Here is a 24804-nt window from a genome sequence, read left to right as displayed (position 1 = left end):
GCTGCACTGCCGCATCGGCGATTGACACCGGGCCGCGTATCCCTACCGTTGCGCCAACACAAAGACGGAGGCGAAAATGCACCCATCCAGCGACGCGCTGATCGTGATCGACGTGCAGAACGATTTCTGCCCCGGCGGCGCGCTTGCCGTGGCGAATGGCGATGCGATCCTGCCCGGGATCAATGCGCTGATGGCTGAGTTTTCCGCCGTGGTGCTGACTCAGGACTGGCACCCCACAGGCCACAGCTCTTTCGCCGCCAGCCATCCCGGTGCGGCCCCCTTCAGCCTGACAGACATGCCCTATGGCCCGCAGGTGCTGTGGCCCACCCATTGCGTGCAGGGCAGCAAGGGGGCTGCGTTCCACCCCGCCCTGCAGACCGACCGCGCCGATCTGATCCTCCGCAAAGGCTATCGCCCCGCCATCGACAGCTATTCGGCGTTTTTTGAAAATGACCACACGACGCCGACCGGGCTGGATGGCTATCTGCGTGACAGAGGCGTGTCGCGGCTGGTGCTGACCGGGCTGGCCACCGATTTCTGCGTCGCCTATTCCGCCCTCGACGCGGCGCGTCTGGGGTATGAAGTAGCGGTGCGTCTGGACCTGTGCCGCGCCATTGATCTGGAGGGCAGCCTTGACGCCATGCTGGCCAAACTGGCGGTTGAGGGCATCGCGCTGGAGGGCTGAAAAGCGCCGACACAACTGGACAGCACGGCGCGCAGTTGATTTAACGGCCCAAACTGCCGTGCAGGAGCCGCACCATGGTCGACATCGCCACCCGCGTCCACAATCACAAGTGGAAGATCGACCCGATTGTCCGGTCGCTGCTGGACACCGATTTTTACAAACTGCTGATGTGCCAGTCGGTGTTCCGCAACAAGCCTGACACCACGGTCACCTTCAGCCTGATCAACCGCACCAAAAGCATCCGCCTGACCGATCTGATCGACGAAGGCGAATTGCGTGAACAGCTGGACCATATCCGCACGCTGCGCCTGTCGCGCGGGGAAAGCACCTTTCTGCGCGGCAACACGTTTTACGGCAAGCGCCAGATGTTCCGCCCAGATTTCATGGACTGGTTCGAAACCCTGCAACTGCCGCCCTATCATCTGGAAAAGCACGACGGCCAGTATGAGCTGACGTTTGAGGGCAAGTGGCCCGAAGTGATGATGTGGGAAATTCCCGCGCTGGCGGTGCTGATGGAGCTGCGGTCGCGCGCCGTGCTGCGCAGCATGGGCAAGTTCGAGCTGCAGGTGCTCTATGCCCGCGCGATGACCAAGCTTTGGGCCAAGATCGAAAAGCTGCGCCCGATTGACGGGTTGAAGCTGGCCGATTTCGGCACCCGGCGGCGCCATTCCTTCATGTGGCAGGACTGGGCCGTGCAAGCGCTGATCGAGGGGATGGAGGGCAAGTTCATCGGCACCTCGAACTGCCTGATCGCCATGCGCCGCGAGGTAGAGGCGATCGGCACCAATGCCCACGAACTGCCAATGGTCTATTCTGCCCTTGCCAATTCCGATGCCGAACTGGCGCAGGCCCCCTATCAGGTGCTGGCCGACTGGCACGAAGAACATGACGGCAATCTGCGCATCATGCTGCCCGACACCTACGGCACCGAAGGTTTTCTGGCCCGCGCGCCGGAATGGCTGGCCAAATGGACCGGCATCCGCATCGATTCCGGCGATCCTGCGAAGGGCGCGGAAACCGCGATCCGCTGGTGGAAAGACCGGGGCGAAGACCCGGCCAGCAAGCTGGTGATCTTTTCCGACGGGCTGGATGCTGACAAGATTGCCGAGTTGCACGCGCAATTTGCGGGCCGGGTGAAAGTGTCATTCGGCTGGGGCACCATGCTGACCAATGATTTCCGCGGCCTTGCCCCCAATGATGCGCTGGCCCCGTTCAGCCTTGTCTGCAAGGCGATTTCAGCCAATGGCCGGCCCACCGTCAAACTGTCCGACAACCCGAACAAGGCCATGGGCCCGGCGGATGAGATTGCCCGTTACAAACGGGTGTTCCATGTGGGGGAACAGGCCCCGATGGACGTGGTGGTCTGAGCCGCTGCGCGGTCAGGCGAATGCCGTCAGCGCCAGATAGATCAGCGCTGACAGAATGGCCGCCATCGGTACCGTGATCACCCAGGCCGCGCCGATGGTCAGGAAATGCGCCCGACGCACCAGTTTGCGGCGGCCACGCTCCTCCGGGGCCACGGGCCTGCCCTTTTCGATGCCCAGACGGCGCGCTTTGCGCTCGGCATCCCATTCGCGGTAAAACCCGACGCCAAAAACCGCCCCCACCGCGATGTGGGTTGAACTGACGGGCAGGCCCAGACCGCTGGCAACAATCACCGTAATGGCCGCTGACAAGGCCACGCAATAGGCGCGCATCGCATTCAGTTTGGTGATCTCGCCGCCAACCATGCGGATCAGCTTGGGGCCGAACAGCACCAGACCAAAGGAAATGCCCGCAGCGCCCATGATCAGCACCCACAGCGGGATTGTCACCTGTGCCCCGGCCCCGCCATTCTGCAGGGCATGGGCAATGGCCGCCAAAGGCCCGACCGCATTGGCCACATCATTGGCCCCATGGGCAAAAGACAACAGCGCAGCCGACACGACAAGCGGAAAGCCAAACAGCTTTTTCAACGATTTCTTGCGGTTTTCCAGCCCTTCGGATTGTCGCCGCACCAAGGGGCGCGCGACCAGCGTGGCAAACACCCCGACCCCCAGACCCAGGATCAGAGCAGAGGTCAGATCGATATCAATCAGCCGCCGCAGCCCCTTGATGGCCAGATAGGCCGAAAACGCCCCCGTCATCACCCCGATCAGCACCGGCACCCATTTGCGCGCAGCCGTGATCTTGTCGGGCACATCATTGATAAAAGCATTGATAAAGCTGAGAAACAGCGCGGCAATCAGCCCCCCCAACAGCGGAGAGATCACCCAGCTGGCCGCAATCTGCCCCATGGTCGGCCAGTTCACCGCGCCAAAGCCTGCCGCCATGATGCCGGCCCCCATCACCCCACCGACAATGGAATGGGTGGTCGACACCGGCGCACCGACCCAGGTTGCCAGATTAAGCCACATCGCTGCCGCCAGCAAAGACGACATCATCGCCCAGATAAACGTGTCGGGGTCCGCCACCGCTTCGGGTGACACGATCCCGCCCGAGATGGTCGACACCACATCACCCCCGGCAATCAGCGCGCCTGCGGTTTCAAACACCGCCGCGATGATCAGCGCGCCGCCCATGGTCAGTGCATTGGCCCCGACCGCAGGCCCCATGTTGTTGGCCACATCATTGGCCCCGATGTTCAGCGCCATATAGGCCCCGAACGCCGCCGCCGTCACCAGAATGGCCGTCGAGGACGACCCCCCCGCCAGAATGATCGCCGCAACCGCACAGATCACGATGAACAGGACGCCAAGGCTGATCGCAATCATCGGGCGGCTGACATAGACCAGCGCCTGTTCCAGTTGCACGATGCGACGCAGATCCTTGTCCAGCGTTTTCCACTGGTTGATCGGCGGGGTCGGCTGATCTGTCATGTCTTGCGCCTGTTACCTGGGCGTTACGCCGGTGTTACAGGTGCGCTGACTAACCGTTCACCGCCGAACTGACAACCGATTCACCCTAGGCCAAACAGCGGCGCGCGAACATCAGCGCGCGCGCGATATGGCTGGCATGAACCGGGTGGTCCGGCGGCAAGCGCGGCGCGGCCCAACCGACAGACGCCAGCGTGCGCGCCAATGTGAACGCATCCACCTGTCCGGTGTCAGTCAGACCATACCCCTCACACAGGGCGGCCCTGATCTCGGCATAGCCGGGTTCGTACAGATTCTGCGACAGCACGGTGCCCAGATCATAGATCCGGTAGCCAAAGCCAGAGTCATCAAAGTCGATCAGGGAAAGTGAACCATCGTTCACAAGAATATTTTCACGCAGCACATCGGCATGGATCAACCCCATCACCCCGTTGTGCCGCGCCAGCTGCGCCGCCAGCCAGTCCCGCGCCTCATTCAGCAATCCGGCCTGCGCGGATGTCAGCGCCGGATGCTCCCAGAAGCGCCCCCAGAACGGCGCGTCACCGATCAGCCCGTCGCGGTCCCAGCGGGGGCGGATGAACCAGTCGGGCAAGGTCAGCCCGTCCGTCGCCCTGTGCACCCCGGCAAGCAGCCGTCCCAGAGCGTAATGCTGTGCAGCCTGATCGGCCACCGTCCCACCCAGCGGCACCCCGGCGTCGCCCAAAGGCGCACCCTCCACCCAATCCACGACCGACGCCATCCGCCCGCCCGCCAGCACCGCCAGAAGCCCGCCCGCTGGCAAGGGCACAGCCGCAGGCACCGGCAAACCCGCCCGCGCCAGTTCCGCACACCACCATAGTTCCGACCGGATCGCATCCGCCGACTGATAGCCCCGGCGATGCAGGCGCAAGGCCGCCCGCCGCCCTGTCAGGGCCACCTCATACACCTCATTCTCACGCAGGCGCAGCGGGCGCAGGATGACCCCGCCCCACAGACCTGCGGCTTCCTCCGCCTCGGTCATGCCGCGTCCAGCGCCGCCTGCAGCGCATCGGCCAGCAGATCAGCCTCCGCCTGCCCGAACACCATCGGCGGGCGGATCTTCAGCGTCGCCCCATTGCGCCCGATCCGGTTCAGCAGGAACCCGCGCGCCACCATATCCTCGACCAGATCGGCGGCAAATTCGCCCGCACCGATCCCGCCGAACTCCAGCCCGAAAAACATTCCCACGCCGCGCACGTTCACGATGCGCCCGTGGCGCAATGCCGCCAACCGCTCCAGCAGATAGGCCGAGGTCGCAGCGCCGCGCGCCTGCAACCCCTCGTCCTCGATCACATCCAGCGTCGCAAGGCACGCCGCCGCCGACACCGGATTGCCACCAAAGGTGTTGAAATACCCGAACGCCTCGCGGAACGCCGCCATCACATCGGGCCGTGCCAGACACGCCGCCACCGGATGTCCGTTCGCCATCGGTTTGCCCACTGTCACCACATCGGGCGCAAAACCCAGCCAGTCATGCCCCCAGAACTGGCTGCCGACCCGGCCAAACCCCGGCTGCACCTCGTCACACAGGATCAGCCCCCCGGCACGGCGCACCACCTCCACTGTCGGGTCCAGAAACCCCGGCGCGATTCCGGGCAAGCCCTCATTGGCAAATACGGCGCACAGCATCAGCCCGGAAAACCCGAACCCCGCCGCCTCCAGCTCATCAATCGCGCGCGCCACATGCGCCGCAAACGCCGCAGGCTGCGCCGCGGCACTGCCCCCCAAAGGCGCAAGCGTCTCGGGCGACGGCACCAGCCGCACATGCGGGGCGCGCCCGCCAATCGGCGGGCGGCGGGTGGAAAGCTGGCTCACCGCCGCCGTATTGCCATGATAGGTGGCATCGGTCGCGATGATCCCGGTCTTGCCGGTCACCGCCTGCGCCATCCGCAAGGCCAGATCATTCGCCTCCGACCCGGTGCAGACCATGATCGCCTGCGAAATCCCGTGCCCCAACGTTCCGGTCAGCCGCTCAATGTAATTCAGCACAAGATCGTGGTGATAGCGGGTATGGGTGTTCAGCACCGCCGCCTGCTGCGCAATGGCCGCCACCACGCGCGGGTGGCAATGCCCGACATGGGCCACGTTGTTGTAGCAATCCAGATAGCGTTTGCCATCCGCATCCCACAACCACACGCCCTGCCCGCGCACGATATGCACCGGCTGGCGATAGAACGTCGGCACATTCGGCCCCATCAGCCGCGCCCGCCGGGCTTCCATCGTCTCACGCATCATCGCCCTCCACCCGGCCGCGCCCGGCCTTCACATCGCCGCGCACCGCTTTGGCCTTCAGCCGGCGCAGGGTGCTGCCATAGGTCGGCTTGGTCGCCACCCGCCGTTTCGGGGCCACCAGTGCCGCCTTGATCATCTCTACCAGCCGTTCGCGCGCCAGTTCCCGGTTGCGGGTCTGGCTACGCGTCTCTTCCGCCCGGATCAGAATGGCCCCGTCCAGCGTCCAGCGCCGCCCGGCCAGCTTTTTCAGCCGCGCCTTGACCGGCCCCGACAGATGCGGCGAGCGTTCGGCCTCAAACCGCAGTTCGACCGCCGTTTCAACCTTGTTGACATTCTGCCCCCCCGGCCCTTGCGAGCGGGTGAAATTCTCGCTCAGCTCCCAGTCGGCCAGCGACACTGTGTCTGTAATCCGCAACATGCCCGCACCATAGCAACGGCTCGCCACAGCGAAAGCCCTGCCCTTCATCTGTTCAAAAATATCCCCGCGCGGCGCGCATACCCGAGGCGGCGCGCAGGCGCCAACGAGATAAAAAGCGTGCGCGCTTTGCGCGCTCAATTTCACAACCGCGCGGACGGTCACACCGGCCGCAGAAACGAGAAAGGATCGCCGGTGTGCGGCGACCCTTTCCGAGTTCAAGGAGATGGGCCAGTTAGGTAACCTGTCCCAATCAAAGGTTCGTTGACTAAGGGGTTGCCCCTAGAAAACACCCCCCATGACTGTCCCGACACGTCTCTCCAATATCACTCTAGACACTGGATCACCTCCTTTCAAATGTGTTGCCGATAGGGGTAGCCTGACACAGATTTTGTGCCTGTCAAATGCTTTTACGCAATCGGTGTGGTCAATTTTCTGACAATTAAGCGGAATGGCAAAAGTGCCACCAAAGCGAGCAGAAGTTTAACGCCCCAGTCCGCAACAGCCAGCGACACCCACAAAGGCGCAGCGGGCCCAAGCCCCAGAAGTGGCAAAACCTCATTGGCCCAGCTCACATCATTGCCCGGTTCCAGCCCGGCCAGCGTCGTTGAAAACGCGATCGAGAAGAACAGCGCGGTATCGACAGATGACCCGATCAGGGTCGAGATCAGCGGCGCGCGCCACCAGACCCCGCCGCGAAAGCGGTCAAACACAGCCACATCCAGCAATTGCGCGGTCAGAAACGCAATCCCCGACCCGATGGCAATGCGCAAGGTCACCATCGGGCCGAACTCGCCCATGATCTGCGTGCCGATCAGCGAACAGGCCACGCCGACGGCAAAGCCGATGAACACCACCCGCCGCGCCGCTTGCGCGCCATACAGCCGGTTGGTCAGGTCCGTTACCAGAAAGGCGAGCGGATAGGTAAAGGCACCCCAGGTCAGCCATTGGCCGAACAGAAACTGCACAAGGATATTGGAGGCCACGACAGTCGCGGCCATGGCAACAATGCCAGGCAGAAGTTTTTGCATCATGTGATCCGTTTTTTATGCAAGGTCGCGGAGACTTGCCCCCCGATGGGTTGGGGACGCGCTGCCCTAGTGCAGGCCGCGCGCGCTGTCAATCGGCCAGCCCCTTCAATCGGCCAGTCTTTCAGTCAGCCAGCCGGTATTCCACAATCTCGGTCCGTTGCACCGGCAGAAAATTGTCGTCTGAAATCATCGTCAGCCGGATCGCCCCGGTTTTGTCGCGCCAGACCGACAGCCCTTCCAGATTGTCATGCAGTCCGGTGGGAGATTGCAGATGCACCTGCTGATCGCTCAGCACCTCTGCGCCCACCCGGAATGACCGCACACGGCTGCCAAATCCCGCCAGCCCGTGAAACGACCGTTCCAGCACATAGAGCCGCCCGTCCGGTCCGAAATCTGCAGAAACCGGCAGGAACACCCCGTCACGCGGCAGATCGAACGGCTGGGTCCAGCTGCCATCGGCAAAGCGCCAGACCGGAAAGGCCGGGCCCTTGCTGTTGCCACGCTGCCCGATCAGCAGCCGTATCCGCTTTGACTCCGCCAGATCTTCGGGAAAGGTGTAGAGCACCCCGTCCTCGTCAATCGCCAATGCCTCCAGCGCCGCGTTGTGGGGAAAGTCGCGGAAGGCCGGTGGCGTGGGCAGCGCCTGCGCCGGGCCATCCAGTGACACGTAGCGCAGCACGCGCGCCGGCCCCTCGAACGAGACATAGGCCGTCCCGTCCGGCGCAATCGCCAGGCCTTCGCTGTCGGTTGCCCCTGCAGCCAGCGGGGCTCCATTGACGGACTTCAGCCGTGTCACCGGCCCGGCCTCCACGCTGGCAATCGTGCCCTCTGCCGTCCGGTGAAACCGGCCCTGCACAAAGGCCCCCTTGTCATTCACGACGGTAAACTCGGTTCCGTCCGCTGACATGTCAATCGCCGAAAACCCGCCAAAACGCGGGTCCGCGACAGACCAGCGATAGGCCGCAATGAACCCCGCTGGTGGCGTGGGATTGGCGCTGCCTTGCAGCCCGATGGCGACCAGAGCCGCCGCCGCGATCACCGCGACGCGAGAACGTCCTGACATTGCTGGGGCAGATCTTTCATCGTGAACTGGCGCGGATGGCGCGTACGGGGAACATCGGGATCAACAGGTTTCTTCGTCGTGGCTTTGGGCGGGTTCAGATAGTCGGTCACCCACCAGGTCAACGTCTCATCGCAGCCGTTGCCGCCCTTTGACAGCTCTTTCACCGTCGGGGTCTGGGTTTCGCACAGCCGCGCGCCACGCGGGCATTTCAGCCGCACGTGAAAATGGGTGTCATGCCCGGCAACCGGCCGGATCTTTTGCAACCACGGTGTATCGGCGCGGGTCGCCGTCTTGCACATTTCGATCTTTACCGCCGCCGCGACAAAAATCCGGTCCACCCGCGGATCAGACGCCGCCGCCCGCATCACCGCATGGTGCCGCGGGGTCCAGTTCCGGGTGACCGATTTCTGATCTGCCGAGCGCACCGGGATGGACGAGATATTCTCACGTTCGCGCCGCGTCAGGTTCAGCCGGTCTGGCGGCAATTGCCACACATCCGCATCCAGCCCGATCTGGTGGCTGGCATGGCCGCTGGTCATCGGACCGCCGCGCGGCTGGCTGATATCGCCGATATACAGACCGGCCCAACCGATCTGCTGCGCCGTCCGGCTCAGATCGACCAGAAAGCTGATCATCTCGGGGTGGCCGAAATTGCGCCCGCGCGACAGACGCATCGCCTGCCAGCTTGGCCCGCTTTCCGGCAGCGCCACCAGCCCGGCGGCACAGCCCTTGGCATAAGACCCAACCGGCATCGGCTTTTGCTGGCTGGGCGCAGCGTGCGCGCCGAACAGCTGGTTCGCCAGCTGCTGCGCCTGCACCACACCCGGAAAACACAGACCCAAGACAAAAACCTGGGCTGCGGCCAGCAACAGAGGTCTGATCATACGGGCTCTCCATCCGGTTTCACCCAGAGTAGCAGGAACAACCCGATCAGGAACAGCACGATCAGCGGGGTCACGCCAAGTTGTTGGCTGCCGGTCAGGTCCGTCACCACCCCGATCGACAAGGGCGCGATGAACGACGTGGCCTTTCCGGCGAGCGCATAGAGCCCGAACGCCTCGGTCATCCGGCCCGGTTCGGCCTGCCGCACCATCATGGTCCGGCTGGAGGATTGCAAAGACCCGCCACCTGCGCCGATCAGTGCGCCAAGGACATAGAACCCGACATCAGGCAGGATGCTGTCCGGCCCGACCGGCACGCCGAACACCGACTCCCGGCTGACAAACACCACGGCAACCGCCACCAACGTCAGCACAACCACGTTGAGGATGATCACCGGTTTTGGCCCGAACCGGCTGTCCATCCGGCCGCCTGCCCACGCAAAAATCGCCCCGGTCAGCGCCGCGATGATCCCGAAAATCCCCACATTGGTCACCGACCAGCCCAGCACCCCCGCCGCATAGATGCCGCCGAACACATACATGCCGTTCAGCGCGTCACGGTAAAACATCGACGACGCCAGATAGGCAAACAGGCTGCGCTGCTGGGGCAAGCGCGCCAGCGTCTGTTTCAGCTCGGGCCACGCCGCACGAAGCGCCTGACCAATGGGCAAGGCATCTGATTTACGCGGTTCTTTCACCCAGAGGAAAAACGGGATCATGAACACCGCATACCAGAGTGCCACCAGCGGCCCTACCGAGCGGGTGCCTTCGCGCGTCTCCGGGTCCAGCCCGAAAATCGGTGAGATGCCCAGTAGCGTGCGCCCCGACGCGCCCTCGGCCAGCAAGAGCAGCATGATGATCAGCGCAAGAATCCCGCCCAGATAGCCAAAGGCCCAGCCATTGCCAGACACCCGCCCAAGGTCTTCACGTGGGCACAGATCGGGCAGCATGGCATTGGTGAAGGTGGTGGCAAATTCCATGCCGATCAGACCGATGCAGAAGAACAGCATCACGAACCAGACGTTGAAATCTGCCGGTGCCGAATACCACAGCATCCACGACCCGATGACATACAGCGCAGAAAACAGCCATATGAACACCATGCGCCCGCCCGACTTGTCGGCCACCGCGCCCAGCAATGGCGACAGCACCGCAATGATCAGCCCTGCTGTGCCAATGCCGTACCCCCAGATCGCTTGTGCTGCTGATCCGTCGCCGATCACCGACACCACATAAGGGCCGAAAATGAATGTCAGCAACAAGGTGTTGTAGGGCTGGCTGGCCCAGTCAAAGAAATACCAGCCCCAGATCCGCTTGCTTGCAGCCGTCATCGCCGTCCCCCGATGGCCCTTATGAGCCGTTCGCGCGATCAAGCCCGAAAAGGCTGACGGGCGCAAGACGCGCCAGAACGCCGCGCTATTGCATCGGGGGCCAGGGCCGCTGCCCATCCGCCGCCACCCAGGCCGTCACCCATTCCGGCAGTGGCGGGCTTTCAACCGGCAGACCAAAGGCCTGCGCCATCTCGGCCGGCGGCACGATGCCCCCCTTGCCACGCTCCCCCGCCCCGGTCACGGCGGACCGGATCAGGATATGCGACGTGCACTCAGTCCCCCGCCACATCGACTGCTCGATATACAAGAACCGCGCATCCCAGCCGATGATCCGGGTCCGCATTTCCAGCCGGTGGAACATCTTGACCCGGCGGCGATAGCGCGTGGTATTGCCCGCCACCGCCAGCCCCCAGCCGCGCGCCTTCAGCACCTTGTGCAATCCCATCCGTTGCCCCAGCGGAATGCGGCCCAGATCATACAGCGTCAGCGTGCGGCCGTTGTTCAGCTCCATCCACGGGTCGATATCCCAGGGCCAGCAGATGTGATGGCTGACATGGGTGTCAAACAGCCCCAGCTTTGGCGCATTGCGGAATTTGAACAGTTCCTTGAACATTCGGACATAGGGATACATGGACAGCCACTCCGGTTTGACCGCTTTCCCCTGCCCAAGCCTGACGTAAAGGTCAAGTCAGACGCGGCGGAAGGCGGTTGCCCTTTGGGGGGCCGGTTGATACCACTGCCACAACCCATAGCTTCATGCGGATAAGGTCACCCCAATGATTGCACTTCGCGATACCCTGCTGTTGATCCTGAACATCGCACAATGGATCATCATTGTGCATATCATCATGTCCTGGCTGATCAATTTTCAGGTGCTGAACCTGCGCCAGCCGTTGGTCGCCCAGATCTGGGACGGGCTGAACCGCATCCTCGATCCGCTGTATTCCCGCATCCGGGCAATGCTGCCCAATCTGGGTGGGTTGGACCTTGCACCGCTGATCGTGCTGATCGTGATTTTCTTCCTGCAACGGCTTGTTGCCACCGGCGGGTTCTGATCCGATCAGATGCACGACGACCCGCTTGACCTTCTGCGCAGCGTTTTCGGCTTTCCCGGTTTCCGACCGGGACAGGAAGAAATTGTGCAGGCCGTGCTGGCGGGCCGCAACACGCTTGCCATCATGCCCACGGGCGGCGGCAAATCGCTGTGTTTTCAGCTGCCTGCGCTGTGTCGGGGGGGCGTCACCGTCGTGATCTCGCCGCTGATCGCGCTGATGCGCGATCAGGTCCGCGCGCTGAAAGCGGCGGGGGTAGAGGCGGGGGCGCTGACTTCGGGCAACACCGAACAGGAAACCGAGGATGTGTTCAGCGCCATCGACGATGGCCGGTTGAAACTGCTGTATATGGCCCCAGAACGGCTTGCCTCGGGTGGCGCAATGGGGCTGTTGCGCCGCGCCAACGTGACGATGATCGCCGTGGATGAGGCGCATTGCGTGTCGCAATGGGGCCATGACTTCCGCCCCGACTACCTGCGCATCGGCGAATTGCGCCGCGCATTGGGCGTGCCGCTGGCCGCCTTCACCGCCACCGCAGATGAAGAAACCCGCGCCGAAATCGTCACCCGGCTGTTCGATGGCGTGGCCCCGGAAACCTTTCTGCGCGGGTTTGACCGGCCCAACATCCACCTTGCCTTCTCCGTCAAAGACAAGCCGCGCGACCAGATCCTGCGATTTGCCGCCGCCCGCAAGGGCCAGTCCGGCATCGTCTACACCGCCTCACGCGCCCGTACCGAAGTGCTCGCGCAGGCGCTGCGCGAGGCAGGGCACTCCGCATGCCACTACCACGGCGGGATGGAAGCGGAAGAGCGCAGACGGGTCGAAATCCGCTTCCAGCAGGAAGACGGGCTGATCGTCGTCGCCACTGTCGCCTTTGGCATGGGGATCGACAAACCCGATATCCGCTGGGTCGCCCACGCCGATCTGCCCAAATCGATTGAAGGCTATTATCAGGAAATCGGCCGCGCCGGGCGCGACGGGGCCGCGGCTGAAACGCTTACGCTTTACGGCCCCGACGATATCCGCCTGCGCCGCACCCAGATTGACGAAGGTGCCGCGCCCCCCGACCGCAAGGCTGCCGACCATGGCCGTCTGAACGCGCTTCTGGGTCTGGCCGAGGCGATGGCCTGCCGCCGTCAGGTTCTGCTGGGCTATTTCGGCGAAACATCCATGCCATGCGGCAACTGCGACCTGTGCGACCGCCCGGTCGAGGTGTTTGATGCCACCGAATCCGTGCGCAAGGCCCTGTCCGCCATTTTGCGCACCGGAGAATGGTTCGGCGCAGGCCATCTGATCGACATTCTGACCGGCAACGCCACCGCCAAGGTCCGCGAAAAGGGCCATGACCAGTTGCCCACCTTCGCCGTTGGCCGCGACCTGTCCAAACCCGCATGGGGCGCGGTGTTCCGCCAGATGATGGGCCGCGATCTGGTGCGCCCTGATGCCGACCGTTTCGGTGCCCTGCGCATGACCGACGCCGCCCGCCCCATCCTGCGCGGCGAGGAGAACATTTCGCTGCGCCGCGACACCATCACCTCTGCCATTCCGCGCACCGTCGTCAAAACGCTGGTGTCTGACGAAGACGCGCCACTTTTGTCGGCGCTCAAAGCCAAACGCCGCGCACTGGCCGAGGCGCAGGGCGTGCCCGCCTATGTCGTTTTCCCCGATCGCACCCTGATTGAGATGGCCGAACGTAAACCTGCCACGCTCGACGATATGGCAGGCGTTACCGGGGTTGGCGCGAAAAAGCTGGAAAGCTACGGTGCGGCCTTTCTTGCCGTGATCAACGGCGCATCCGACTCCCTTCACCCCGCCCGCCAGCGGCTTGCCGGTCGCCCGTCCGGCCCGATTTACGACCGTCTGGCCGAAGTGCAGCTGTCGCTGCTGCGCGGGATCGACGGCACCGGCAAACCGCTCAGCCTGTCGCCCGGCACCCTGCGCCGCATTGCCGAGGCGCGGCCGTCCACCCTGTCAGACCTTGACCGGGTGGGAGAGCTTGGCCCGGCCAAGATTGAACGCTTCGGCCCGGCCTTTCTGGATGTTTTGCGCGATGCCTGACCCGTAGGGGTTTACACCGCCACCCCACACCATATCTTGTGGGGCCAAGGAAAGGGCCTGCCATGCTGACCGTCATCTCCCCCGCCAAAAAACTGAACGAGGTGCCGCAGGCTCTGCCCGATGGCCATCAGCTGACCGATCCGGAGTTCGGCGCACAGGCGCTGGAGCTGGCCAAGCTGGCGCGCGCCCTGTCGGTGGAAGACCTGCGCAAGCTCAGCCATATTTCGGAACCGCTCGCCCGCCTGAACCGGGACCGGTTCGCCACATTCAGCGCCACTCCGGCACCGGGCACGATCTTTCCTGCGGTGCATTGCTTTGCCGGTGACACCTATCAGGGGCTTGACGCGCGCACGCTTTCCGCCGCTGCACTTGATTGGGCCAGCGGGCACCTGCGCATCCTGTCCGGCCTTTACGGGCTGCTGCGCCCGTTCGATTCGATTCAGGCCTACCGCTTGGAAATGGGCAGCCGTCTTGCCAATCCACAGGGGGCTGACCTCTACGCCTTCTGGGGCACGCGCATTGCCCGGTCACTCAACAGCCTTGCACTAGAGACCGGGGCCAAGGCGCTGATCAACTGCGCCTCAATCGAGTATTTCGGTGCCGTGGACCGCACCACCCTGCAAATGCCAGTGATTAGCCCGGTCTTTCTGGAAGAGCGGGACGGGCAGGCGAAGACGGTCAGCTTCTGGGCCAAGCGCGCCCGGGGGGCGATGGCGCGCTATATCTGCGAACATCAGATCACCGATCCGGCAGATCTGCGCGGCTTTGATCTGTCGGGATACCGCCATCAGCCGGGCCGGTCCACCGACGGGCAGATGGTCTTTCTGCGCCAGGCCCCCGCCCAACAGGCGGCTTAGGCCGCCACTTCCACCGGCCGCACCTCGCTGGGGCAATAGGTTGTCATCACTTCAAGAATGGCGGATTTGCGCAAGGGCTTGGTCAGATACTTGTCCATCCCGGCCTCCAGTATCGCCAGACCGTCGCCATCCATCGCATGGGCCGTCAGCGCCACGATCGGGACATGGCTACGACCGTTCTCGATCAGACGGATCGCCCGTGCCGCCTCGCGGCCATCCATTTCCGGCATCGAGATATCCATGAAGATCAGATCCGGCTTCCAGCTCTGGAACACCTCCACCGCCTCGCGCCCGTTGTTGGCAAAGCGCAATTCGATGTCGACATCCCTGACCATCTTGGCAAAAACCAGCTGGTTGGTGCGGTTATCCTCGGCCGCCAAGATCCGCATCTGACGCGGTGCCGCACCGGGTGCCGCCACCGCAGAGGCGACTGCCGGCACCGACAGGGCCTGAAGGTGGCGGTACAGATCGGCCCGCAACAGCGGTTTTTGCAAAACGGCCGCCAAGCCCACGTCTTCCGCCGCCTCACGCGCCAGCAAAGGGTTCGACGACAGCATCACCAGTGGCATCATATGCCCCGCCGCGCGGATCTTGCGGGCCAAAGTCGGCCCGTCCATTTCGGGCATATCATGATCGGTCAGCACCACGTCAAAGCGCGCATCGCGCGTCAGCGTGGCCAGTGCCTCTGCCCCGGACCGGCAGAGCGTCACCGCAATGCCATGCGGGGTCAGCTGCCGTTCCAGTATGGTGCGGTTGATGAACTGGTCGTCCACCACCAGCGCCCGCCGCAGGCTGATCGGCTCGCGCGCCTCGGGCGGGTCTTCCGACAGCGGCAGGCTGATCTTGAACCCGAAGCACGACCCTTTGCCAAACTCGCTGTCGACCCAGACCGATCCATCCATCCGTTCGATCAGCCGCCGGGTGATGGCGAGGCCCAGGCCGGTGCCTTCGAACTTGCGGTTCTGCTGATCCTCAACCTGATTGAACTCGCCGAAAACATGCTCCAGATTTGACTGAGAAATGCCGATCCCGGTGTCTTCCACCGTCACATGCAACTGCTGCACACCGTCACCCGCCTCAGGCCCGACCACCCGCACCAGCACATGACCGTCATTGGTGAATTTCACCGCATTGCCCATCAGATTGATCAGAACCTGCCGGATGCGCCCCGGATCGCCAATGAACCGCGTCGGCAAAAACATGTCGTAATCAATCGCAAGATCAATGCCCTTGGCCCGCGCGCGGGGCTGCAACAGCATCGCCACCTCATGAATGGTGCGTTCCAGATCAAAGGGTTCGGGGTGCAGCGTCAGCCGTTCCGCCTCAATCTTGGAATAGTCCAGAATATCGTTGATGATCACCAGAAGCGCCTCACCAGAAGAGCGGATCGTTTCGGCAAACAGCCGCTGCTCGTCCGTAAGCTGGGTGTCGCACAGCAGTTCGGCCATCCCCACCACGCCATTCATCGGTGTACGTATCTCATGGCTCATATTCGCCAGAAACGCCGATTTGGCCCGGTTCGCCGCTTCGGCCTGCAGGCGCGCGGCCTCCAGCGCGGTCTGCTGTTCCTTCCAGTCGGTGATATCGACCCGCAGGCCGACACGCCCGCCGTCCGGCGTGCTGTGTTCCATCACCCGAAGCCAACGCCCGTTCGAGATTTTCTGTTCGTGAATAGATGACGTTGCCCGGTGCGCCGCCATGCGTTCCGACATCCATTCCGCCTCACGTCCGACCGCTTCGGCATATTTTCCGCGCGCAAGGCCATGGCGCAGAATATCCTCAAACGCCACGCCGGGGCGCAGGATATCGGCGGCTTCGGGGTAAATGTCGCGGTAGCGTTGGTTGCAGGTCAAGAGCCTGTCCTCCCTGTCAAAAAGCACAAAACCATCGGGAATAGCCTCAATCGCGGCCCAGATCCGCATCTGGTCGGTAATGTCGATCGCCAGTGTGACCATGCCACCATCCAGCATGCGCCGGTTTATGATGCGGACGTAGTTGCCGCTGGCCATCTGCAAGATCACCGGGTCGATCACGTCAGCGGTGACCCGGTCCAGCATCTTCGCGACCCAGGCTTCAACTGTTAACCCATCCAGACGGACCAAGCCCTGCCCGGCCGCCAGCTGCAGCAGACTGGCATAGGTGATGCCCGGCGCAACTTTCTGGCCCTGGAACGCATTCTGATAGACCCGGTTTGCAGCCACCAGCCGCAGGTCGCGATCAAACACGGCTATGCCATCCCGAATCGTGTCAACGGAATCCGTCAACCGCTTCTCCGCCATCAGCGCGGCGGTTGTCGCCTCTTCCAGGGCGGTCTGAAACTGCACGTTCTGACCCTTGAGCGCCTGCGCCTCCGACTGCGCTTCGCGCGCGACGGTGCGCTGCTCAACAATCTGGTCTGACAACAAACGGGCATGCAGCGCCAGCTTTTCGTTGGCGGCAAAAAGTTCGCGGCTTTTCTGATCAAGCAAGCGTTCAGCCGCCAACCGGGCGCGCCGTTCCTTTGCCAGACGTTCCGTCATATCCATCGCGAGCCGTTCCCCATTCCGCTTTCTGCTGCGGGGCCATGCCGGACCATAAGGGCAACGGCATGAATGACTGATTAACATGACAAATCGTGTCAGCCGCCGCAGGGTGCTTGCGCCCCAGGATCGCCGGACGCATCATGCGCCCATTCCGACGAAAGGTTTCATGATGCGCTTTTTTGCCCCGGTTCTGCTGGCCTGCCTGCTCGCCGCCCTGCCCTCCTTTGCACAAGACACGTCCCTTGTGCCGCAAAAGCGGGCTGTTCTGGCGCAGGACACCGACCTGCCCGGCGGCGATATCGCGCAATTGTTCGACACCACGCTGGAGGCTTGCGAACGCGCCTGCCTGACCAATACGCAATGCACCGCCTTTACCTTCAACACCCGCAACGGATCGTGCTTTCCGAAGTCCGGTCCGGGGGCGGGGGCCTTTTATCAGGGCGCGGTTTCAGCGCAGGTGGCACCCTCTGCCGCCGATGCCGCCGGCCGGGCCGCCACACGCCGGGGGGAGCTGAGCTTTCTGTCGGACCAATCCGTGCAGGACGCCCGCAATCAGGCCGAAGCCATCGGGCGCAAACACATGGCAAACGGCCTGACTGCCACAGATCTCAGCCAGACCGCGACAGAGGCGCTTGCCCAAGGCAATATCGATACCGCCATCGCCCTGACTGGTGCCGCCGTCAGCGTGGCCGATCAGCCCGATGCCTGGCTGGATTACTCCCGCCTGTCGCTGCTGGCCGGCAACCGCGACCGCAATGATCAGCACACCCTGCGCCAGCAAGGCCTGACCGCCGCCATCAACGCCTATCTGCGCGCCGATGCAGCCGCCCTGCGCCACACCATCCTTGTCACCATGGCCGAGGCGTTTGAGCCCCTTGGCCGCGGCCGTGACACCGTGGCGGCGCTGCGTCTGGCACAATCGCTGCAGCCGCGCGATGACACGGCAACCGCGCTGGATACGGCCATCGGCAAGTACGGCTTCCGCATCACCGGAAACGATGTGCAGGCCGATGCTGTTCGCCCCCGGATATGCGCCGCATTTTCAGAAAATCTGGTCAAGGCCGGGGTGGATTACGAAACCTTTGTCCAACTGCCCCAACCGGGCCTGACCGTCACCTCTGACGGCGACCGCACCCTGTGTGTCGAAGGGCTGACGCATGGCGCGCGCTATACGCTGACCTTCCGGCAGGGTCTTCCCGCCGCCGATGGGCAGACGCTGGCGAAATCCGTCGATATCACCGCCTATATCCGCGACCGCGCCGCAACCGTGCGGTTTCCGGGCCGGTCCTATGTGCTGCCAAAGGGTGACAACGCCGCGATCCCGGTGGAAACCGTCAACACCGATGCGCTGGATCTGACCCTGTTCCGCGTGACCGACCGCAACCTGCTGCGCGCCTTTCAGAACGGCTATTTCAGCCAGCCGATTTCGAACTGGCAAGAAGGCGACTTCGACGGCCAGGTCGGCGCACAGATCTGGCAGGGCAGCGCCACCGTCGGGCTGGACGTGAACCGCGATGTCACCACGCGCCTGCCCCTGACCGAGGCGTTGCAGGGCCAGCCGGCAGGCGTCTACGCGCTCAAAGCTGCGATCCCCGGCGAAGACCCGTATGAAACCGCCGCCGCCTGGCAGTGGTTTGTGGTGTCAGACCTTGGCCTGACCACCCTGTCGGGTGTGGACGGGGTGCATGTCTTTGTCCGCAGCCTTGGTTCGGCGCAGGCAAGGGCGGGCGTCACGGTAGAGCTTTTGTCCACCGCCAACGAAATCCTTGCCACCAACACCACCGATGCCATGGGCTATGCGCGGTTTGATGCGGGCCTGACCCGTGGCACCGGCGGCTCCGCCCCGGCGCTGATTGTGGCGCGCGATGGCGAGAGTGACCTTGCCTTCCTGTCGCTGACCGACCCTAAATTCGACCTGTCAGACCGCGGCGTCGAAGGCCGCGCCGCCTCCCCCCCGGTCGATGTGTTCCTGACCACCGATCGCGGGGCCTATCGCGCCGGTGAAACCGTTTACGCCACGGCACTGGCCCGCGACAGCACTGCCGCCGCCGTCCCCGGCCTGCCCCTGACCGCGCGCCTGAAACGCCCTGATGGCGTGGAATATTCCCGCACCTTGGTTGAAGATGCGGGTGCTGGCGGCCATGTCTTTGCCCTGCCCATCGCAGGCACCGCCCCGCGCGGCGTCTGGCGGCTGGAGGTACTGGCCGACCCCGAGGCCGCCCCGCTGACCAGCCAGACCTTTCTGGTCGAGGATTTCCTGCCCGAACGCATCGACTTTGACCTGTCGCTTGCGGGTACCGACCTGCGCCTTGGCGACACGCCAGAACTGACCGTCACCGCCCGCTACCTGTTCGGTGCCCCCGGTGCAGACCTTGCCATTGAAGGTGAGGTACTGCTGCGCGCCGCCTCCCAAATTGCGGGCTTCACCGGCTATGTCTTCGGCCCGCATGACGACCCCTTCAACGCCCGCATGGAGTCTTTCGGCGGCGAGCGTACGGACGAGTCGGGCGTAGCCACCCTGTTCCCCGCCCTCCCCGAAACCGACGCCCCCCGGCAACCGCTGGAGGCGCGCATCACCTTGCGCGTCGCCGAAGGCTCCGGCCGCCCGGTCGAGCGGCAGATCACCAAACTGATCACCCCCACCACCCCGATGATCGGCGTTCGCCCGATGTTTGATGGTGTGGCGGCGGAGGGGACAGATGCATGGTTCAGTCTGATCGGCCTTGGCCCCGATGGCCAGCCCGCCGATATGGCGGTGGACTGGCAGATCACGCGGGTGGAGACCAATTACCAATGGTATCAAAGCTATGGGAACTGGAACTGGGAGCCCGTGGTGTCGCGCAGCATTGCTGCCGAAGGCACGGCATCCTTGGGCACCCAGCCGGTTGAAATCACGGCCCCCGTGCAGTGGGGATCATATGAGCTGCGGGTGCAGGCTGCCAATGGTGCAGTCACCTCTACCCCGTTCTACGCCGGCTGGTATGCCCCCGCCGACGTGACCGCCACGCCGGACACGCTGGACCTGTCGCTCGACAAACCGGCCTACACTTCGGGCGAGACCGCCACCCTGCGCATCGTGCCGCGCGCGGCGGGCACCGCTCTTGTTACCGTGCTGTCCAACCGTTTGATCAGCATGCAGGCGGTTGAGGTGGCGGAAGGCGAAAACCTGATCCTCCTGCCGGTCACCGATGACTGGGGTGCAGGGGTCTATGTCACCGCTTCCGTCCTGCGCCCGATGGATGTGGCCGCAGGCCGCAACCCGGCCCGCGCGCTTGGCCTTGCCCATGCCGCGGTTGATCCGGGCGCGCGAAAGCTTGACGTGACCGTGGAAACCCCGATTGAGGCCGCGCCGCGCGGAGCTCTGGATGTTGCGGTAAACGTCGCCGGTCTGGCGCCGGGTGAACCCGCATGGGTCACCATCGCGGCGGTGGATCAGGGCATCCTGAACCTCACCGCCTTTACCCCGCCCGACCCCTCTGCGCATTACTTCGGTCAGCGCAAGCTGGGCGTGGGCATCCGTGACGTCTATGGCCGGTTGATCGACGGGCTGAACGGCGCACAGGGCACCGTCCGCTCGGGTGGCGACGCGGGCGCGCAGGCCCGCCTGCAAGCCCCGCCCCCCACCGAAGAACTGGTCGCTTATTTCACCGGCCCGGTTCAGGTGGGGCCTGATGGCTATGCCCGCACCTCCTTCACCCTGCCCGCCTTTAACGGCAGCGTCAAAATTATGGCCGTCGCATGGTCGTCCACCGCCGTGGGTCAAGCCAATGCCGATGTTCTGGTGCGTGACCCCGTTGTTGTCACCGCCAGCATGCCCCGCTTCATGGCCCCCGGCGACAGTAGTCGCGTGCTGCTGGAAATCGTCCACGCCACCGGCCCCTCTGGCCGTATGGGCCTTGATGTCACCGCCAGCGGCCTCACCCTTGGCGCAGTCCCGTCCGGCTTTGACCTTGCAGATCAGGCCAAAACCGTCTTTGCCGTCCCCGTTACCGCAGGGGACGCGGGCATCCGGACCATCACCGTCAACCTCACCACACCAGACGGCAAACAGCTGGTCAAAACCCTCACCCTGCCGGTGCAGGCGAACGACCCCGAAGTTGCCCGCACCACCCGCCTGACATTGGCGCAGGGTCAGACCCTGACGCTGGATGACACTATTTTCGCCGGCCTTTCCCGCGACTCTGCCAAGGCGACCATGGCCATCGGCCCACTGGCGCGGATGGACGCGCCCGGCCTGCTGGCCGCCCTCGACCGCTACCCCTACGGCTGCACCGAGCAGATCACCTCCAAGGCCCTGCCGCTGCTGTACTTCGATCAGGTCGCACAGGCGATGGACCTGCAAGGTGCCGACAATATCGCAGAACGCATCCAACAGGCGGTGGCGCAGATCCTGACCAATCAGGGGGCCGAAGGCGGCTTTGGCTTGTGGTCCCCCGGCAGCGGGGATCTGTGGCTCGATGCCTACGTCACAGATTTCCTCAGCCGCGCCCGCGCGCAGGGCCATGCGGTGCCCGACCGCGCCTTCCGCTCTGCGCTCGACAGCTTGCGCAATCAGGTGAACTACGCCCCCGACTTTGACGCCACCTCGAACGGCGGCGGCGAGGCGCTGGCCTATGCGCTGATGGTGCTCGCCCGCGAAGGTGCCGCCGCCATCGGCGACTTGCGCTATTACGCCGATGTCAAAGCCGATGACTTCCGCACCGCCCTTGCGCAGGCCCAGCTTGGCGCGGCCCTTGCCAGCTATGGCGACCAGCCCCGCGCCGATGCCATGTTCCGCCGCGCAGGCGGGCGGGTGCTGGATCTGACGGCAACCGAATCCACGCAGACCTTCCGCACCGATTACGGCACCAACTTCCGCGACGCCGCCGCCATCCTGACATTGGCCGTGGACTCGGACACGCAGGCCATCAACCGCGACGCCCTGCTCGTCCGCCTGTCGGCCAATCCCGCCACGCTGTCGACGCAAGAGGCGACATGGGCGCTGATGGCCACCAACGCCCTGATCGACCGGCCGGGGCTCGATGGCATCACCCTGAACGGTGCCCCAGCCACCGGCCCGCTGGTCAAGGTGCTGACCGCAGCCACCGGGCCGGTTTCCGTGCAGAACAACGGCACCGATACCCAGCTGACGCTGACCGCCTACGGCATCCCCACCGAACCGGAACCCGCAGGCGGCAACGGCTATGCCATCACCCGCAGCTACTACACGCTGGACGGCGAAGCCACGACGCTGGAGACCGTGCGCACCGGCGACCGTCTGGTGACCGTGCTGGAGGTGACGCCGTTCGGCACCGGCCAGGCCCGGCTGATGGTGAACGACCCGCTTCCGGCGGGGTTTGAAATCGACAACCCCAACCTGATCTCGGGCGGGTCGCTGGCCAATCTGGAATGGCTGAGCCTTGAAGGTGACGTCGCCCACAGCGAATTCCGGCAAGACCGTTTCCTCACCGCGATTGACCGCACCAGTGCCGACAGCTTCCGGCTTGGCTACATCGTCCGCGCCATATCGCCCGGCGAATTCCACCACCCGGCGGCTTCGGTTGAGGATATGTACCGCCCCACCTTCCGCGCCCGGTCTGACACGGGCCGGGTGACCATAGCCGACTGATGCGCGCCAGCTACGCCTTTGTCCTCGCCGCGGGCCTGTTCCTCACCGGACTGGCCCGCGACCGCTTTGACGACTGGATCACCGCCACCACCCTGCCGCCCTTGTCGCTGGAAACCTCGACCGAGGTGACAGACCGCGACGGAACCTTGTTGCGTGCCTACACCGTCGCCGATGGCCGCTGGCGCATGGCGGTGGATCTGGGTGCCGTGGATGAAGATTACCGCGCCATGCTGATTGCCTATGAGGACAAGCGCTTTTACGACCACGCCGGAGTCGATCTGCGCGCCATGACCCGGGCGGTGGCGCAGGCGCTGCGCAATGGCCGGGTGATCTCCGGCGGATCGACCCTGACCATGCAGGTGGCGCGGCTGCTGGAAAACTCCGGCACTGGCGCGATGACGGGCAAGGCCCGGCAGATGCGGGTGGCCTGGGCGCTGGAACGCAGGCTGACCAAGGACCAGATCCTGCAGCTTTACATGCACCTTGCCCCGTTCGGCGGCAATCTTGAAGGCGTCCGGGCCGCCTCCTTCGCCTATTTCGGCAAGGAACCCCGCCGCCTGACGCCCGCGCAAGCCGCCTTGCTGGTCGCCATCCCGCAGGCTCCGGAATCGCGTCGCCCCGACCGCGCCCACGCAAGCGCCGTCATCGCGCGCGAACGCGTGCTGGCGCGTGCCCTGCGCGATGGTATCGTGCCCGACCATATGGCCCATGGCGCGCTGACCGAACCCGTGCCGCACGCCCGCCAGCCGTTTCCCGCCCTTGCGCCCCACCTCGCCGACCGCGCCCGCAGCGAAGACCCCACCACCACCCGCCACCAGCTGACCCTGAAGGCCAGCCTGCAGCGCAGTCTGGAATCCCTCGCCCGTGATGTGATCGCCACCCAAGGCGAGCGTCTGCAGATCGCCATCGTCGCCGCTGACCACAGATCGGGCGAGATCCTCGCCTCCGTCGGCTCTGCCGCGTTTCAGGCCGACCAGCGCGCCGGGTTTGTCGATATGACCACCGCGCTGCGCAGCCCCGGATCGACCCTGAAGCCGCTGATCTACGGTCTGGCCTTCGATCAGGGCCTCGCCCATCCCGAAACCATGATCGAAGACCGCCCGCAGCGCTTTGGCACCTACGCCCCGCAGAATTTTGACCGGCAGTTCCGTGGCACCATCCGGGTGCGCGACGCGCTGCAACTCTCGCTGAACCTGCCTGTGGTGCAACTGCTCGATGCCATGGGTCCGCCCCGCCTTCTGGCGGCGTTCGACAAGGCGGCGATCCGCGCCGTCATCCCCGGCAATGAACCCGGCCTTGCCATCGGCCTTGGCGGCATCGGCATCAGCCTGACCGATATGGTGCAGCTTTATGCCGCCATTGCGCGCGGCGGCGTGGCGCTGCCGCTGACCTGGCGGATGGACGGCCACCGGGGTGAGGGGCAACGGCTGCTGTCCACCAGCGCCGCCTGGCAGATCGGCGATATCCTCGCCGGGCTGGCCCCGCCACCCGGTGCGCCGGCGAACCGGCTGCCCTACAAGACCGGCACCAGCTATGGCCACCGCGATGCCTGGGCCATCGGCTATGATGGCCGCTATGTCGTCGGTGTCTGGCTGGGCCGCGCCGATGGTACCCCGGTGCCCGGCGCCTTCGGGGCCGCGCTTGCCGCCCCTGTGCTGTTCCAGACCTTCGCCCGCATCGCACCAAGGCTGGAGCCGCAGCCCCCTGCACCACCCTCCACCCTGCTGGTGTCAAACGCGCAGTTGCCGCAACCGCTGCAACGCTTCCGCCCGCAGGGCAGCCTGACCGCTGATACCGACGCCCCCGCCGTCGCCTTCCCACCCGACGGGGCGGTGGTGGAACTGCTGGACGGCGCCCTGATGGTCAAGGTCGCGGGCGGCCGCGCGCCGTTCACATGGCTGGCCGATGGGGTGCCCGTGGTGGTGCAGGGCCGCGACCGCAGCACGCTGCTGACCCTTCCCGGCACCGGCTTTGTCAGATTGTCTGTGATCGACGCCACCGGCCGCTCTGCCCGCGCGTCGGTGCGCCTGCGCTGATCCCCCACACCCGGCCAGACTCTCCGCCACAGCGGCTTTCATCTTGAGAAAAATACTCCCGCCGGAGGCATCCACACTCTCCGCACGCACACCCGCCTGCCAACCCCGCACACCCTTCTACAAGGGCAACAGCGCCATCCTGCCCCAACGCCAATGCCAG

At 64.6% G+C, this 24804-nt stretch carries 17 protein-coding genes; 7 read left to right on the top strand and 10 right to left on the bottom strand.

What is annotated here, in order from left to right; translation table 11 throughout:
• Nucleotides 1-76: 76 nt before the first annotated feature.
• Both pncA and pncB read left to right on the top strand, forming a co-directional pair.
• Complete coding sequence (gene pncA / locus Q7J44_RS06370) at nucleotides 77-685, top strand: bifunctional nicotinamidase/pyrazinamidase (protein ID WP_304878133.1); 609 nt, start codon at nucleotides 77-79, stop codon at nucleotides 683-685.
• Nucleotides 686-759: 74 nt separating this feature from the next.
• Entirely contained in the window at nucleotides 760-2052 is a 1293-nt protein-coding gene (gene pncB, locus Q7J44_RS06365) for a nicotinate phosphoribosyltransferase (protein ID WP_304878131.1), read from the top strand.
• 12 nt (nucleotides 2053-2064) lie between these two features.
• On the opposite strand, the gene Q7J44_RS06360 is transcribed toward pncB, so the two are convergent.
• The 9 genes from Q7J44_RS06360 to Q7J44_RS06320 form a co-directional block, all read right to left on the bottom strand.
• Entirely contained in the window at nucleotides 2065-3543 is a 1479-nt protein-coding gene (locus Q7J44_RS06360) for an inorganic phosphate transporter (RefSeq protein ID WP_304878130.1), read from the bottom strand.
• An 85-nt stretch (nucleotides 3544-3628) separates the two neighbouring features.
• Nucleotides 3629-4540: a phosphotransferase enzyme family protein gene (locus tag Q7J44_RS06355; protein WP_304878129.1), complete on the bottom strand. Its 912-nt coding sequence runs from the start codon at nucleotides 4538-4540 to the stop codon at nucleotides 3629-3631.
• Nucleotides 4537-5790, bottom strand: coding sequence for an aspartate aminotransferase family protein (locus Q7J44_RS06350; RefSeq protein WP_304878128.1), 1254 nt, complete (start codon nucleotides 5788-5790; stop codon nucleotides 4537-4539). Before Q7J44_RS06350 ends, Q7J44_RS06355 begins: the two co-directional genes overlap by 4 nt.
• The gene (gene arfB / locus Q7J44_RS06345) at nucleotides 5783-6208 is read right to left on the bottom strand and encodes an alternative ribosome rescue aminoacyl-tRNA hydrolase ArfB (protein ID WP_304878125.1); all 426 of its coding nucleotides are present in this window, start codon (nucleotides 6206-6208) and stop codon (nucleotides 5783-5785) included. The genes Q7J44_RS06350 and arfB overlap by 8 nt, the downstream gene beginning before the upstream one ends.
• A 407-nt stretch (nucleotides 6209-6615) precedes the next feature.
• The gene (locus Q7J44_RS06340) at nucleotides 6616-7239 is read right to left on the bottom strand and encodes a queuosine precursor transporter (RefSeq protein ID WP_304878123.1); all 624 of its coding nucleotides are present in this window, start codon (nucleotides 7237-7239) and stop codon (nucleotides 6616-6618) included.
• A 118-nt stretch (nucleotides 7240-7357) separates the two neighbouring features.
• A complete protein-coding gene (locus Q7J44_RS06335) occupies nucleotides 7358-8299 on the bottom strand; it encodes an esterase-like activity of phytase family protein (RefSeq protein WP_304878121.1) in 942 nt (313 codons plus the stop codon).
• Nucleotides 8272-9183 (bottom strand): penicillin-insensitive murein endopeptidase, encoded by a 912-nt coding sequence (gene mepA / locus Q7J44_RS06330; protein WP_304878120.1) that lies wholly within the window; start codon nucleotides 9181-9183, stop codon nucleotides 8272-8274. Before mepA ends, Q7J44_RS06335 begins: the two co-directional genes overlap by 28 nt.
• Nucleotides 9180-10511: an MFS transporter gene (locus tag Q7J44_RS06325; RefSeq protein WP_304878118.1), complete on the bottom strand. Its 1332-nt coding sequence runs from the start codon at nucleotides 10509-10511 to the stop codon at nucleotides 9180-9182. The genes mepA and Q7J44_RS06325 overlap by 4 nt, the downstream gene beginning before the upstream one ends.
• A gap of 85 nt (nucleotides 10512-10596) precedes the next feature.
• The gene (locus tag Q7J44_RS06320; RefSeq protein WP_304878116.1) at nucleotides 10597-11142 is read right to left on the bottom strand and encodes an acyl-CoA thioesterase; all 546 of its coding nucleotides are present in this window, start codon (nucleotides 11140-11142) and stop codon (nucleotides 10597-10599) included.
• A 145-nt stretch (nucleotides 11143-11287) separates the two neighbouring features.
• Between Q7J44_RS06320 and Q7J44_RS06315 the strand changes: the two genes are divergently transcribed.
• From Q7J44_RS06315 to yaaA, 3 genes are all read left to right on the top strand, one after another.
• The gene (locus Q7J44_RS06315; RefSeq protein ID WP_304878114.1) at nucleotides 11288-11566 is read left to right on the top strand and encodes a YggT family protein; all 279 of its coding nucleotides are present in this window, start codon (nucleotides 11288-11290) and stop codon (nucleotides 11564-11566) included.
• Nucleotides 11567-11575: 9 nt separating this feature from the next.
• Entirely contained in the window at nucleotides 11576-13621 is a 2046-nt protein-coding gene (gene recQ, locus Q7J44_RS06310; protein WP_304878112.1) for a DNA helicase RecQ, read from the top strand.
• 62 nt (nucleotides 13622-13683) lie between these two features.
• On the top strand, nucleotides 13684-14478 hold the full coding sequence (gene yaaA / locus Q7J44_RS06305) for a peroxide stress protein YaaA (protein WP_304878110.1): 795 nt from the start codon (nucleotides 13684-13686) through the stop codon (nucleotides 14476-14478).
• Here the strand turns inward: yaaA and Q7J44_RS06300 are convergent.
• Nucleotides 14475-17003: a response regulator gene (locus Q7J44_RS06300; RefSeq protein WP_304878109.1), complete on the bottom strand. Its 2529-nt coding sequence runs from the start codon at nucleotides 17001-17003 to the stop codon at nucleotides 14475-14477. The two genes, yaaA and Q7J44_RS06300, sit on opposite strands and share 4 nt — an antisense overlap.
• 166 nt (nucleotides 17004-17169) lie before the next feature.
• On the opposite strand from Q7J44_RS06300, the gene Q7J44_RS06295 reads away from it, so the two are divergent.
• Complete coding sequence (locus Q7J44_RS06295) at nucleotides 17170-22608, top strand: alpha-2-macroglobulin family protein (protein WP_304878107.1); 5439 nt, start codon at nucleotides 17170-17172, stop codon at nucleotides 22606-22608.
• A complete protein-coding gene (gene pbpC / locus Q7J44_RS06290; RefSeq protein WP_304878283.1) occupies nucleotides 22605-24644 on the top strand; it encodes a penicillin-binding protein 1C in 2040 nt (679 codons plus the stop codon). The genes Q7J44_RS06295 and pbpC overlap by 4 nt, the downstream gene beginning before the upstream one ends.
• Nucleotides 24645-24804 lie beyond the last annotated feature (160 nt).

The sequence above is a fragment of the Pseudotabrizicola sp. genome (genome assembly GCF_030656345.1).
In the GTDB taxonomy this organism is placed as follows: domain Bacteria; phylum Pseudomonadota; class Alphaproteobacteria; order Rhodobacterales; family Rhodobacteraceae; genus Pseudotabrizicola.
Note: the sequence above shows the minus strand (reverse complement) of the source record. Positions and strands in the feature narration are given on the sequence as shown.